Source organism: Streptomyces sp. NPDC002773, from assembly GCF_040295605.1.
Classification (GTDB): domain Bacteria; phylum Actinomycetota; class Actinomycetes; order Streptomycetales; family Streptomycetaceae; genus Streptomyces.
The window spans coordinates 40,362-53,532 of record NZ_JBEOVO010000018.1; the positions used below are offsets into that span (position 1 = coordinate 40,362).

Sequence of the window (13,171 nt, forward strand, 5' to 3'; positions counted from 1 at the left end):
GACATGACCACCCTGCAGAGCGTCCCCGCCCTTGGGACGCGCCCGGCGTCCGGCTCCCTCCCGAGCCGCGCCGAGACCCGGGACCGGCTTTCCAAGGCGACGTACGACCTCCTGGTGATCGGCGGCGGCATCCTGGGCATCTCCACCGCCTGGCACGCCGCGCAGTCGGGCCTGCGGGTGGCCCTGGTGGACGCCGGCGACTTCGCCGGCGCCACCTCCTCCGCCTCCTCGAAGCTGCTCCACGGCGGTCTGCGCTACCTGCAGACCGGCGCGGTGAAGCTGGTGGCGGAGAACCACTTCGAGCGGCGTGCGGTCTCCCGTCAGGTGGCACCGCACCTCGCCAACCCCCTCACCTTCTACCTGCCCGTGTACAAGGGCGGCCCGCACGGCGCGGCCAAGCTCGGCGCCGGCGTCTTCGCGTACAGCGCGCTCTCGGCGTTCGGTGACGGCGTCGGGCACCTGCTCTCCCCCGCCAAGGCCGCACAGGACGTGCCGGAGCTGCGGACGGACAACCTGAAGGCCGTGGCCGTCTACGGCGACGACCAGATGAACGACGCCCGCATGGCCCTGATGACGGTCCGCGCGGCGGTCGACGCCGGTGCCACCGTCCTCAACCACGCCGAGGTCACCGGCCTTCGCTTCACCCGCGGCCGGGTCACCGGCGCCGAGCTCAAGGACCGCACCAGCGGCGACGAGTTCGGCGTCACCGCCCGCCTCGTGCTCAACGCGACCGGCCCGTGGGTCGACCACCTGCGGAAGATGGAGGACCCGAACGCGGCCCCCTCCATCCGCCTGTCCAAGGGCGCGCACCTGGTCCTCAAGCGGACCTCGCCGTGGAAGGCCGCCCTGGCCACCCCCATCGACAAGTACCGCATCACCTTCGCCCTCCCCTGGGAGGACATGCTGCTGCTCGGCACCACCGACGAGGAGTACGAGGGCGACCCCGGCCAGGTCGAGGTCACCGAGAAGGACACCGCCCAGATCCTGGACGAGGCCGCCTTCTCCATCCGCGACCAGCAGCTGTCGCGCGACCTGATCACGTACGCGTTCGCCGGTCTGCGGGTGCTCCCGGGCGGTCCCGGGGACACGTCCAAGGCCAAGCGCGAGACGGTCGTCACCGAGGGCCGCGGCGGCATGCTGTCGGTGGCCGGCGGCAAGTGGACGACCTTCCGCCACATCGGCCGTACGGTGATGAGGAAGCTGGAGCAGCTTCCGGGGCACCCGCTCGGCGAGGACTACGAGTCGGTGTCGACGCTGCCGAAGCGGCTGCCGCTGCCCGGCATCGCCAACCCGAACGCGGTCGCGCACCGGCTGCTCGTCGACGGTCCGGCGCCCGGCCCCCGGATGGCCGCCGACACCGCCAAGCACCTGGCGACGCACTACGGCTCGCTCTCCTTCGACATCGCGCGCATGGCGAACGAGAACCCGGACCTGGCCCGCCGTATCCACCCGGACGCGCCGGAGATCTGGGCGCAGGTCGCCTACGCCCGTGACCACGAATGGGCCGAGACGGCGGACGACGTGCTGCGCCGCCGTACGACGCTGACCATCCGCGGTCTGGCGACGGACGAGGTCCGCGCCGGCGTCGACGCGATGCTGCGGAAGTAACTCCCGCGGGCACAGGGGCGGTTCCTCGGCGAGGAACCGCCCCTCTTGCTTGTCGTGTGCGGAGGTGCGTTCCTGGGTAGTCGATCAAGGCCGCACGGGTTTTCGGGGATGTCCGGGGGCTGCGGGCGGACCTCCGAGAAGCCTTAAGGTTGGTCCGTACGACAGGAACTTCGAAAAGGAGGCGCTGGGTGATCGAGCTCGAGGGGGTACCCGAGCTGATCGACCCGGTCATGGTGGCCGCGTTCGAGGGCTGGAACGACGCCGGCGACGCCGCCTCCACCGCGGTCGCCCACCTGGACCGGGAATGGAAGGGCGAGGTGTTCGCGGCACTCGACGCCGAGGACTACTACGACTTCCAGGTCAACCGGCCGACGGTCTTCCTGGAGAACGGCGTACGGAAGATCACCTGGCCGACGACCCGGCTCTCCGTGGTCAGGGTCGGCGGCGACAAGCCCCGCGACCTGGTGCTGGTGCGCGGGATCGAGCCGTCGATGCGCTGGCGCTCCTTCTGCAACGAGATCCTCGCCTTCGCCCACGAACTGGGCGTGGAGATGGTCGTGATCCTGGGCGCGCTGCTCGGCGACACCCCGCACACCCGCCCGGTCCCCGTCAGCGGGGTGACCTCCGACCCGGACCTGGCGCGCACGATGGACCTGGAGGAGACCCGGTACGAGGGCCCGACGGGCATCGTGGGCATCCTCCAGGAGGCGTGCACCCACGCGGGCGTGCCGGCGGTGAGCCTGTGGGCGGCGGTGCCGCACTACGTGTCGCAGCCGCCGAACCCCAAGGCGACGCTCGCGCTCCTCAACCGCCTCGAGGACCTGATCGGTCTGCGCATCCCGCTGGGCGAGCTGCCCGAGGACGCGCGGGCCTGGCAGGTGGGCGTGGACCAGCTGGCCGCCGAGGACAGCGAGGTCGCCGAGTACGTGCAGACGCTGGAGGAGGCCCGGGACACGGCGGAGCTGCCGGAGGCCTCGGGCGAGGCGATCGCCCGCGAGTTCGAGCGGTATCTGCGGCGCCGTGAACCGGGCAGCGGGCCGGGTCCTGGCGTGGCGACGGAGGGCGGCGACTCGCCGTTCCTGCGGGACGCCGGGAGCGGCCGTACGAGGCCCCCGAAGCCGGAGCAGCCGGGCCCGGAGGCGGTACCGGGCACCGACCAGCCGACTCCCGAGCCGGGCACGGGCAAGGCCCCGGAGGCGGATACGGAGTCCGAGCCGGGCGCGGAGCCCGAGCCGCCCGCCGAGGGCACGGGCGGCGACACCGAGGAGTAAGAGGAAAGAGAAACGGGAGGGGTGGCATGGCCGCCCCTCCCGTTTCTCGTGCGTGTTTCTCTTGCGTGCTAGAGGGCGACGCCCAGGAGGGCGTCGACGGCGCGGGAGACGAGACCGGGGGCGGAGTCGTCGGTGCCGCCACCGGCCGTCTGGAGCGCGGCCCAGCGGTCGACCGCGGCGAGCGCGGTGGGGGTGTCGAGATCGTCGGAGAGGGCCTCGCGGAGCTCCTCGACGAGCGCGTCGGCGGACGGTCCGTCGGGGCGGGACACGGCGGCGCGCCAGCGGCCGAGGCGCTCCACGGCGTCCTGGAGGACCTGGTCGGTCCACTCCCAGTCGTCGCGGTAGCGGTGGGAGAGGAGCGCGAGCCGGATGGCGGCGGGGTCGACGCCGTCCCGGCGGAGCTTGGAGACGAAGACCAGGTTGCCCCGGGACTTGGACATCTTCTCGCCGTCGAGGGCGACCATGCCGGCGTGGACGTACGCCTTGGCCATGGGGAACTCGCCGGTGAGGGTCTGGGCGTGGGAGGCGCCCATCTCGTGGTGCGGGAAGATCAGGTCGGAGCCGCCGCCCTGCACGTCGAAGCCCATGCCGAGGTGGTCGAGGGCGATGGCGACGCACTCGATGTGCCAGCCGGGCCGGCCGGCGCCGAGGCTCGCGCCGTCCCAGCTGGGCTCGCCCTCGCGGGCGGCCATCCAGAGCATGGGGTCGAGCGGGTTCTTCTTGCCGGGGCGCTCCGGGTCGCCGCCGCGTTCGGCGGAGAGGTGGCGCATCAGCTCGGTGCTGTAGTTCGAGACCTGCCCGAAGTGCGGGTCGGCGTCGACGGAGAAGTAGACGTCGCCCTCGAGCTCGTAGGCGGCGCCGGAGTCCCGGAGGCGCTCGACGAGCGGGACGATGCCGGGTATGGCTTCGACGGCGCCGATGTAGTGCTGCGGGGGCAGCATCCGCAGGGCGGTCATGTCCTCGCGGAAGAGGGCGGTCTCGCGCTCGGCGAGGCCGACCCAGTCGATGCCGTCGCGGATCGCGCGCTCCAGGAGCGGGTCGTCCACGTCCGTGACGTTCTGGACGTAGTGCACCTGCCGCTTGGTGTCGAGCCACACGCGCTGAACGAGGTCGAACGCGTTGTAGGTCGCCGCGTGACCCATATGGGTCGCGTCGTACGGCGTGATGCCGCAGACGTAGATACGGGCGACGGGGCCGGGGGCGAGGGTGACTCGTCCGCCGGTCGCGGTGTCGTGGATCCGGAGGTCGCGGCCCTTGCCGGGAAGGGCGGGGACCTCAGAAGCGGGCCAGGCATGCATGACCCGAGCGTAACCGGACAGGTGTTCCGGATACGAACCGGATCCGGGATCTTGACCGATTAGGCGCTCTTGCGGGTCGGAGGGGTACGTGCATACCCCCCAGGGGTGCGGAGCCTCCGGGGCCCTCGCCTCCGCCTTGGCCGAAACCTTTCGGCTCGCTCGGACCGGGGGCCGCTCGCTCAGACCGGGGGCCAGGGGATCGCGGGCCACTCCCCCGAGGGCACCGGGTGCCGTCCGCCGGCCCTCAGGGCCTCCACGCGGGCGCGTACCGCCGCGACCTCCGCGCCGGTGAGCAGTTGGGCCAGACGGGCGGCGAGGGGCGCTCCCGGCGCCAGGGAGCGGTCGAGTGCGTCGAGCACCCCGGCCGCCTCGGCGGGCAGCTCTTCGCCCGCCCAGCCCCACAGCAGGGTGCGCAGCTTGTCGTCGACGTGGAAGCTGACCCCGTGGTCGATGCCGTAGAGGCGTCCGTCGGGCGTCGGCAGCAGATGGCCGCCTTTGCGGTCGCCGTTGTTGATGACCGCGTCCAGGACCGCGAGCCGCCGCAGCTCGGGGGTGTCGGCGTGGACGAGGAGCGCGGTGCGTTCCTCGTCGAGCTGGGCGGGCCCCACGGCCTTCCAGCCCGCGCCCGCCTCCTCGTCCTCGGTGAGGGCGAGCAGACGCGCCTCCGGGTCGGCCTCGACCCACAGCTGGACCATGCCTTCGCCGTAGGGTCCGTCGCGGAGCACCGTCGGCGGGACGAGGCCCCAGCCGGTGGCCTCGGAGATCTCGTACGCGGCGACCTCGCGCTGGGCGAGGGTGCCGTCGGGGAAGTCCCACAGCGGCCGCTCCCCCGCGACGGGCTTGTAGACGCAGGCCGCCTCCCGTCCGCCGTGGGTGACGGAGCAGTACAGGACGGCGTTGGAGGCCTCGCGGACCTGGCCGCGGACGGTCAGCTCACCGTGGGCGAGCAGCTCGGCGTCCGGCGGCGTCGAGGGGCTGCTGGTCATGCTCCGCGACGGTATCCGTTCTGGCGCGGGCAGACGTGCCCCTCGGGGTCGAGCGGCAGGCTGCACAGCGGGCACGGCGGCCGGCCGGCGTTGACGACGTCCAGGGCCCGTTTGGCGAAGGCGCGTGCCTGGGCGCCGCTGAGGCGGACCCGGAGCATCGGCGGGCCGTTCTCCTCGTCCTGGAGGAGTCGCTCCTCGGCCTCGGCCAGGTCCTCCTCGGACTCCACGTCGAGCTCGACGAGCGCCTGCGCCTCGACGATCATGCGCTGTTCCTCGCCGTCCCAGGCGAGCGCCATGGTGCCGACGCGGAACTCCTCCTCGACGGGTACGTCGAGGGGGGCGGTGTCGGCGACCTCGGCGGGGGCGACAGCGGGGACGGGCGCGTTGCCCCCGGTGCGGCGCACGACCTCGTCGAGGAGTTCGTCCATGCGCTCGGCGAGGGCGGCGACCTGTGTCTTCTCCAGGGCGACGCTGGTGACACGGCCGCCGGCGGACGCCTGGAGGAAGAACGTACGGCGGCCAGGCAGCCCGACCGTACCGGCCACGAAACGCTCCGGTGGGTCGTAGAGGAACACCTGACGGGACACGTTTCCCGGCTCCCTTGCGTCTCGACAGTCGTACTACAACAGCGCGTCCACCCTACTGCGCGAAGCGATCACGGTGCGCCCGCACCGCCCCCGACCTCGGCCGTCCCGCTGCTGTCGGGGTGGTCGCGGGGCGCGAGACCGGCGAAGTCCCCGGTGTCGCCGAGGCGCAGGAGGAAGGGACGCAGGCGCGCGTAGCGGATGACGGTGACCGAGCAGGGGTCGACGTGGAGCCGCTGGAAGAGGTCGAGGTGCAGGCCGAGGGCGTCCGCCACGATCGATTTGACGATGTCGCCGTGCGAGCACATGACGTAGCAGGCGTCCTCGCCGTACTCGGCCTCGATCCGGGCGTTCCAGTCGTGGACGGCGTCGACGGCGCGGGCCTGCATGGCCCGCATGGACTCGCCGCCGGGGAAGGCCGCGGCGGAGGCGTGCGCCTGCACGACCTCCATGAGGGGTTCGTCGCCCAGTTCGGCCAGTTTGCGGCCCGACCAGTCGCCGTAGTCGCACTCGTTGATCCGGTCCTCGACGTGCAGCGGCAGGTCCGGACGGGCGGCGAGGAGGGGGCGTACGGTCTCCCGGCAGCGCTGGAGGGGGCTGGAGACGACGGCGGCGAGCGGGAGGTCCGCGAGGCGCCCGGGGAGCGCGGCGGCCTGCGCGGCCCCCCGCTCGTCGAGGGAGATCCCGGGCGTGCGTCCGGCGAGGACCCCGGAGGTGTTGGCGGTGGAGCGTCCGTGCCGGACGAGGATCAACGTGGCCATGCCGGCCAGCCTAGGCGGTGCTCCGGCGAATCCGGCGGCGAGAGGAACCGGGCGGATCCCCGTGTGCATGGCGGGGCCGTTCGGGGGGAGAATGCGGCCCGTGATCGTCGACTCTGCCATCTACCGCGACGGGCGCCGTACGGACGGGCCCGCCGACCTCTCCGACGCGCTCGACGAGGCGCGGGCCGCGGGGGACGCCTTCCTCTGGGTGGGGCTGCACGAGCCGACGGAGGCGGAGTTCGACCACGTCACCTCCGAGTTCGCGCTGCACCCGCTGGCCGTGGAGGACGCCCTGAAGGCGCACCAGCGGCCCAAGCTGGAGGTCTACGACGACTCGTTGTTCGCGGTGCTCAAGCCGATCGTGTACGAGCCGGAGAGCGACCGGGTGTCCTCGGGCGAGCTGATGCTGTTCGTGGGCGACTCGTTCGTGGTGACGGTCCGGCACGGCGAGGGCGCGCCGCTCGCCGAGGTGCGCCGCCGGCTGGAAGCGGACCCGGAGCTGCTGAAGCACGGGCCGACGTCGGTGCTGTACGCGGTGAGCGACGCGATCGTGGACCACTACCTCGATGTGGCGGGTGAGCTCCAGGTCGACCTGGAGGAGTTGGAGGCGGACGTCTTCGCGCCCTCCGGGGGCAATCCGGCGAACACGGCGGAGCGGATCTACACGGCGAAGCGGCAGGTGCTGGAGTTCCGGCGGGCCAGCGGTCCGCTCGCGGGTCCGCTGGCCCGGCTCACGGCCGGTTCGGTGCCGTTCGTGCACGAGCGCGCGCAGCCGTTCTTCCGGGACGTCAACGACCATCTGCTGCGCTCCAACGAGCAGGTGGAGGGGCTCGACCGGCTGCTGTCCGACGTGTTGTCGGCCCATCTCGCGCAGATGGGGGTGCGGCAGAACGACGACATGCGGAAGATCTCGGCGTGGGCGGCGATGGCGGCGGTCCCCACGATGGTGGCCGGGATCTACGGCATGAACTTCGACCACATGCCGGAGCTGCGCTGGGTGGGCTCGTACCCGGTGGTGATCGCCGTGATGTCGGGCATCGTGTTCATGCTGTACCGGATGTTCAAGCGGCGCGGCTGGATGTGAGGCGCCGTCTGCGCCGCCCCTCAGAAGGCGGGGGCGGGGGTCGCGGGGCCGCCGAGGGCGTCGAGCCGCTCGGGCGTCCGCAGGTCGACCATCCGGTGCCACCCGGCGGCGCGCTCGTACGCGTACATGCCGCGGATGCCGGCGGCGAGGGCGGCGGCCTTGGGCCGGGGCCAGCGCAGGATCCGCCCCATGTGGCGCATCACCGCGAGGCTGACGTCGCGGTAGACCTGGATCTCGACGAGGGCGGAGTCGCGCAGGGTCCGCTGGATGAGCCGGCCGTGGCCCGCGCGCGCGAGGCGCAGCAGTTCCTCGTGGCAGTAGGCGAGGTGGTTCGCCTCGTCGTTGTCGATCATGTGGATGGCCTTGCCGAGTTCGGGGTGGTTCCCGAAGTACGTGACGAGCATGTCCATCTGGTCGGCGGCCCGTTGCTCGGTGACCCGGCTGTGGGCGAGGTAGACGACGATGTCCTGCTCGGTCAGCGGCTCGTCGCGGCGGAGCTTGTCGTGCGCGAGGCCGATGCCGCGCTGTTCGAGCAGCATCGTGTAGTCGGTGTCGGTCGGGACGGGGACGGGCGCGAGGCCGCGCTTCCTCATCAACGCGTGGAAGATCCGGCCGTGCTTGTCCTCGTCGGCGCCGTGCCGGGTGATCTTGGGCGTGAGGTCCCTCATGCCGGGCGCGACGAGGGCCGCGATCCGGGCGTTCTCCCAGCCTCCCTGGGTCTCACCGCTCGCCGCGATGGAGCAGAAGAGCCGGAACGACTCGTCGTTGTCGATGATTTCCTGGAACAGACCCTTGGCCGTGAGCATCGCCGCCACCTCCGTGCGTGTGTCCGCACTTCGTACGCCCCCGGGACCACGAGTCAAATGCGGTCGGCGCCGGCGGGCAACAGGAGGGCCGTACGACTCGGCCGAAAGAGTGAGCCCCGGGCCGTAACCGGGGGCTCGGTGCGGCCGTTGTGCTGGGTGACGGCCGTGGCGGGGAAGACCCCCGAGCCCCCACCACGGCCGCAGGCCTTTTCTCAACGGCGCTCTCGCACCGCTCGGCCCCGGGGGCCTCGCGGGCTTCGATCGCCTGCGCCGGACTCCGTCCGTCGGGTCCGGCGCCGCGCCCTCGTCGGTTACGCGAGGCCCGCACGCTCCATGGCCTCCACGCCCGCCCGCAGGGCCGCCACCCGCTCGTCCAGGGTGAAGCCGGCCGGGGCGAGGGTGAGGGTGGTGACCCCGGCCTCGGCGTAGGCCGTCATCCGTTCGGCGATCCGCTCGACGGAGCCGAGCAGCGCGGTCTGGTCGATGAGGCTGTGCGGTACGGCGGCCGCGGCGCCCGTCTTGTCGCCGGCCAGGTACTTGTCCTGGATCTCGGCGGCCTCCTTCTCGTAGCCCATGCGCCGCGCGAGCTGGTTGTAGAAGTTCTGCTTGCGGCTGCCCATGCCGCCGACGTAGAGCGCGGTGTACGGGCGGAACACGTCCGCGAGGGCCTCGACGTCGTCGCCGAGGGCGAGCGGCACGGTGGGACAGACGTCGAAGCCGTCCATCGTCAGACCGGCCTTCTCGCGGCCGGCGCGCAGCGGCCGGAGCGCGGTCTCCTCCAGGTGGGCGGCGGAGGGGAAGATCAGCAGGGCGCCGTCGGCGATCTCGCCGGTCTGCTCCAGGTTCTTGGGGCCGATGGCGGCGATGTACAGCGGGATGTGCTCGCGCTGCGGGTGGACGGTGAGCTTGAGGGGCTTGCCGGGGCCGTCGGGGAGCGGCAGGGTCCAGTGCTCGCCGTCGTGGGTGAGGCGTTCGCGGGACATGGCCTTGCGGACGATGTCGACGTACTCGCGGGTGCGGGCGAGCGGCTTGTCGAACTTGACGCCGTACCAGCCCTCGGAGACCTGGGGTCCGGAGACGCCGAGGCCGAGGCGGAAGCGGCCGCCGCTGAGCGAGTCGAGGGTGGCGGCGGTCATCGCCGTCATGGCCGGCTGCCGGGCGGGGATCTGCATGATCGCGGAGCCGACGTCGATGCGTTCGGTCTTCGCCGCGACCCAGGCGAGGACGGTGGGGGCGTCGGAGCCGTAGGCCTCGGCGGCCCAGCAGACGTCGTAGCCGAGGCGGTCCGCCTCCTGCGCGACGGCGAGGTTGTCGCCGTCCATACCGGCGCCCCAGTAGCCGAGGTTGATGCCGAGCCGCATGTCCACGCACCCCTTACCCATCGGTAACGTCTCTGTGGGCGGGACTCTAGCGCGCGGCCGGGGCATCCGTCAGGGCACGGTTGTCCACAGGCTCTCTCCGCGTGGTGCCGTGGCCAGTAATCTCGCGCCCATGGAGCAGAGGCATCTCGGACGTACGGGCCTGCGTGTGTCGCGCATCGGACTCGGCACCCTCACCTGGGGCCGGGACACCGACGAGCACGACGCCGCCGCGCAGTTGAAGACGTTCTGGGACGCGGGCGGCACGCTCGTGGACACCGCCGACGTGTACGGCGGGGGCGAGGCGGAGTATCTGCTCGGGCGGCTCATGGAGCGGCTCGTGTCCCGGCAGGACCTCGTCCTCTCGACCAAGGCGGGCAGCGTGCCGGACCCCGACCGGCGGACGGACGGCTCGCGCGGGCACCTGCTCGCCGCGCTCGACGCCTCCCTCGCCCGCCTCGGCACCGACTACGTCGACCTGTGGCAGCTGCACGCCTACGACCCGCACACGCCCCTTGAGGAATCCCTCCAGGCGCTGGACATCGCGGTACGCAGCGGGCGGGCCCGGTACGCGGGGGTGGCGAACTTCTGCGGCTGGCAGCTCGCCAAGGCCGGCACCTGGCAGCTCGCCGGGGACCGGACGCGGCTGGCGGGGGCGCAGCTGGAGTACTCGCTGCTCCAGCGGGGCGTGGAGCGCGAGGTGCTGCCGGCCGCGCAGGACCTCGGGATGGGCCTGCTGCCCTCCTCACCCCTTGGGCGCGGGGTCCTGACGGGCAAGTACCGCAGCGGCACCCCCGCGGACTCGCGGGGCGCCTCGGAGACGATGGCGCCGTTCGTGGAGCCGTACCTGGACGAGGCGGCGCGCCGGATCGTGGACGCGGTCGCGACGGCGGCCGAGGGCCTCGCCACGACCCCGCTGCACGTGGCGCTCGCCTGGGTCCGCGACCGGCCCGGCGTGACCGCCCCGATCGTCGGCGCCCGCACGGCGCGGCAGCTCACGGCCGCGTTGTCGGTGGAGACCCTTAGTCTTCCTGACGAGATCTGTCGGGCGCTGGACGATGTGTCGGCGCCCGTGCACCGCTATCCGGATCACGACTGGAGCACCTTGTGACCGAGCCTTCCGGGGAGACCGCGCCCGAGGCCGTGGCGCCCGCCGAGGACGTACGGGAGGAAGCCGCCGAGGCGGAGGAGCCGGGGACGGCTCAGGAGCCCGACGCGTCCGACGAACCCGGCCCGGCTGACGGCTACGAACCGGCCGACGCGCCTCAGGACACCGACGCCGCCGGCGCGGAGGGGACCGATACGCCGGGTGCGGAAGGGACCGATACGCCCGCCGCCAAGGCCCCCGAAGCCGCGGCCGAGTTGAGTGACGCCCAGGCCGAGATCGCCGCGCAGCGGGAGCTGCGGGCCAGGATCGAGGCGCGGAAGGCCGAGAAGGACGGGCCCCTGGCGAGTGGCGCCAAGCTGAGCGGCACGGCCGCCGACCTGCTCGCGGCCGTCCGGGCCGTGGAGGGCGGCGCGGCCTCGGGCGGCGCGTTCTACGAGGCCCCCGAGCCCGCGCCCCGGCGCCCCGCGCCCGAGGCGGCCCCGGCCGTGACCGTCCGGCCCCCCGCGCCGGAGCGGGCACCCGCGCCCGCGCCCGGCACCACGGCCGCCGTGCGGGAGGTGCTCGCCAAGGGCGGCGCCCCCGAGACGCTGGCCGGGCAGGTCGCCACCACGCTCGGCGAGGGCGCGGCCGCGGCCCTCCTCGACGACCCGTGGCAGCTGCTCGCGGTGCCCGGGGTGCGCCCGGAGCAGGCCGACGGCTTCGCGCGGGCGCTGATCGGCCCCGCGTGCGGTCCCGACGACCCGCGCCGGACCGTCGCCCTGACGGCGTGGCTCCTGGAGCGGGCCGCGCTCCAGGGCCACACGGCGCAGGAGATCCAGGCCGTGCGCGCCGGACTCGCGGGACACTCGGTGCCCGATCCGCAGGCCGCGGTCGAGGAGGCGGTCGCCGCGGGCGCGGTCCTCGTCTTCCAGGAGGAGGAGACGGCGGAGGAGGAGCCCGAGGGCGACGAGGAGCCGGCGGAGGCCGTCGCCGAGGAACCCGCCTCGCCCGTGCTGCTCGGTCTCGACCGGTATGCGATGGCCGAGGAGAGCCTCGCGGACGCGCTCGCCCGGCTGGCCAGGACCGTGACGCCCACGCAGTGGGAGGGCTCCGAGCTGGAGCGCGCCGCCGGTGCGCACGGCCTCGTCCTGCACACGGGCGGCGAGGCGTCCCGCGCCGAGCCGGTGGCGCTCGCCTCGGCGGCCCGTGAGCGCGGCCTGCGCACCCTGGTCGCCGTCTACACGGACGACGGCCGGCGCGCGCTCGGCGCCGCGGGGGCGGACGCGGTGACGGTCGCCGCCCTGCTCTCCGGGACGGCCGGTCCCGGCCGCGACGAGGAGGGCGCCCTCGCCCTGGACCTCCTCGTGGTGCTCGACGCGCCGCAGCTGGACGTGGAGACCGCTGCGATGCTCGTGGAGTCACTGCCCGACGGCTGCCGTCTCGTGCTGAGCGGCGACCCGGGGGTGCTCGGCGCGCCGGGGGCGGGCCAGGTCTTCACCGATGTGCTCGCGGCCCGGGTGTGCCCGCGGATCGCCTCGCGGCTGCCCGACCCGGGGCCGCTCGGCGAGCTGGTCTCGGGCATCGGCGCCGGGGAGCTGAACCAGGTGGAGGCACCCGGCAAGGAGATCGTGATCGTCCCGGTGCGGGACGCGGGCGAGGCCGTGCACCGTACGGTCCAGCTGGTCGCCGACTCGGTGCCGCGGGCGATCGGGGTGCCGTCCGAGCAGACGCAGGTCGTGACGGTCGGCCACGGCGGCTCGGCCGGGACGCGCGCGCTGAACGCGGCCCTCAAGCAGCGGCTCAACCCGGGCCCCGGCCGCTTCGGCGGCTACGACATCGGCGACCGGGTGGCGTACGCGCAGGCGCCGGGGCGGACGGTGACGGGCACGGTGCTTTCGGCCGACGCCGAGGGGCTGCGGCTGCGCTGCGGGGACGCGGAGCTCCTCGTACCGAAGGACCGGGTGGAGTCGGCCCTGCGGCACGGCTGGGCGCTGACCGCGCACCAGGCGGCCGGGACGCGCTGGCCCGCGGTGGTCGCGGTGCTGCCGGGGGACGCCGCCGGGGGCCTGAGCAGGGCCTGGGTGTACACGGCCTTCGGCCGGGCGGAGCGCCATCTGTCGGTCGTGCACGGAGTGGACCAGGCGCTGCCGCGTGCGGTGGCCGAGGGGGTGGCTCCGGAGCGTACGACCCGGCTGCGGCCGCTCCTGGAGGCCCTGCTGGCCACGCCCGAGGAGTAGGAGCAGCAGGGCGGTACGGCGGAGGGCCGGGGCACCGATCGCGGTGCCCCGGCCCTCTGCCGTCTCTGCCGTCTCTGCCGTCTCTGCCGTC

General features: G+C 73.6%; 11 protein-coding genes. 5 read left to right on the forward strand and 6 right to left on the reverse strand.

The annotated features are described in order from the left end of the window. Positions 1-3 precede the first annotated feature (3 nt). Together ABT034_RS21825 and ABT034_RS21830 are read left to right on the forward strand one after the other, a co-directional pair. Positions 4-1,608, forward strand: coding sequence for a glycerol-3-phosphate dehydrogenase/oxidase (locus ABT034_RS21825; protein ID WP_351217613.1), 1,605 nt, complete (start codon positions 4-6; stop codon positions 1,606-1,608). 188 nt (positions 1,609-1,796) lie between these two features. Continuing rightward, on the forward strand, positions 1,797-2,879 hold the full coding sequence (locus ABT034_RS21830) for a PAC2 family protein (RefSeq protein ID WP_351217615.1): 1,083 nt from the start codon (positions 1,797-1,799) through the stop codon (positions 2,877-2,879). A 68-nt stretch (positions 2,880-2,947) separates the two neighbouring features. On the opposite strand, the gene mshC is transcribed toward ABT034_RS21830, so the two are convergent. The 4 genes from mshC to ABT034_RS21850 form a co-directional block, all read right to left on the reverse strand. Beyond that, the gene (mshC, locus tag ABT034_RS21835; RefSeq protein ID WP_351217617.1) at positions 2,948-4,177 is read right to left on the reverse strand and encodes a cysteine--1-D-myo-inosityl 2-amino-2-deoxy-alpha-D-glucopyranoside ligase; all 1,230 of its coding nucleotides are present in this window, start codon (positions 4,175-4,177) and stop codon (positions 2,948-2,950) included. Positions 4,178-4,356: 179 nt separating this feature from the next. Then, positions 4,357-5,163 (reverse strand): SCO1664 family protein, encoded by an 807-nt coding sequence (locus ABT034_RS21840; RefSeq protein WP_351217619.1) that lies wholly within the window; start codon positions 5,161-5,163, stop codon positions 4,357-4,359. Then, positions 5,160-5,750, reverse strand: a complete 591-nt coding sequence (locus ABT034_RS21845; RefSeq protein ID WP_351217621.1) for a DUF3090 domain-containing protein — start codon at positions 5,748-5,750, stop codon at positions 5,160-5,162. The genes ABT034_RS21840 and ABT034_RS21845 overlap by 4 nt, the downstream gene beginning before the upstream one ends. Positions 5,751-5,818: 68 nt before the next feature. Then, positions 5,819-6,508, reverse strand: a complete 690-nt coding sequence (locus ABT034_RS21850; protein ID WP_351217623.1) for a histidine phosphatase family protein — start codon at positions 6,506-6,508, stop codon at positions 5,819-5,821. Positions 6,509-6,599: 91 nt separating this feature from the next. Here ABT034_RS21850 and ABT034_RS21855 point away from each other — a divergent pair, with 91 nt between their 5' ends. Further along, the gene (locus tag ABT034_RS21855; RefSeq protein ID WP_351217625.1) at positions 6,600-7,592 is read left to right on the forward strand and encodes a magnesium and cobalt transport protein CorA; all 993 of its coding nucleotides are present in this window, start codon (positions 6,600-6,602) and stop codon (positions 7,590-7,592) included. Positions 7,593-7,612: 20 nt separating this feature from the next. On the opposite strand, the gene ABT034_RS21860 is transcribed toward ABT034_RS21855, so the two are convergent. Together ABT034_RS21860 and ABT034_RS21865 are read right to left on the reverse strand one after the other, a co-directional pair. Beyond that, on the reverse strand, positions 7,613-8,398 hold the full coding sequence (locus ABT034_RS21860) for a ferritin-like domain-containing protein (RefSeq protein WP_351217627.1): 786 nt from the start codon (positions 8,396-8,398) through the stop codon (positions 7,613-7,615). Between the two features lie 311 nt (positions 8,399-8,709). After that, a complete protein-coding gene (locus ABT034_RS21865) occupies positions 8,710-9,759 on the reverse strand; it encodes an LLM class F420-dependent oxidoreductase (RefSeq protein WP_351217629.1) in 1,050 nt (349 codons plus the stop codon). A gap of 130 nt (positions 9,760-9,889) precedes the next feature. Between ABT034_RS21865 and ABT034_RS21870 the strand changes: the two genes are divergently transcribed. Continuing rightward, on the forward strand, positions 9,890-10,867 hold the full coding sequence (locus ABT034_RS21870; RefSeq protein ID WP_351217631.1) for an aldo/keto reductase: 978 nt from the start codon (positions 9,890-9,892) through the stop codon (positions 10,865-10,867). After that, a complete protein-coding gene (locus tag ABT034_RS21875) occupies positions 10,864-13,080 on the forward strand; it encodes a helix-hairpin-helix domain-containing protein (RefSeq protein ID WP_351217633.1) in 2,217 nt (738 codons plus the stop codon). Before ABT034_RS21870 ends, ABT034_RS21875 begins: the two co-directional genes overlap by 4 nt. The last annotated feature ends 91 nt before the right edge of the window (positions 13,081-13,171 follow it).

Bases quoted from the DNA above. Each gene is read 5' to 3' on its own strand.
- ABT034_RS21825 (WP_351217613.1), top strand. From the start codon at position 4: ATGACCACCCTGCAGAGCGTCCCCGCCCTTGGGACGCGCCCGGCGTCC.
- mshC (WP_351217617.1), bottom strand. From the start codon at position 4,177: ATGCATGCCTGGCCCGCTTCTGAGGTCCCCGCCCTTCCCGGCAAGGGC.
- ABT034_RS21860 (WP_351217627.1), bottom strand. From the start codon at position 8,398: ATGCTCACGGCCAAGGGTCTGTTCCAGGAAATCATCGACAACGACGAG.
- ABT034_RS21850 (WP_351217623.1), bottom strand. From the start codon at position 6,508: ATGGCCACGTTGATCCTCGTCCGGCACGGACGCTCCACCGCCAACACC.
- ABT034_RS21870 (WP_351217631.1), top strand. From the start codon at position 9,890: ATGGAGCAGAGGCATCTCGGACGTACGGGCCTGCGTGTGTCGCGCATC.
- ABT034_RS21855 (WP_351217625.1), top strand. From the start codon at position 6,600: ATGCGGCCCGTGATCGTCGACTCTGCCATCTACCGCGACGGGCGCCGT.
- ABT034_RS21865 (WP_351217629.1), bottom strand. From the start codon at position 9,759: ATGCGGCTCGGCATCAACCTCGGCTACTGGGGCGCCGGTATGGACGGC.
- ABT034_RS21840 (WP_351217619.1), bottom strand. From the start codon at position 5,163: ATGACCAGCAGCCCCTCGACGCCGCCGGACGCCGAGCTGCTCGCCCAC.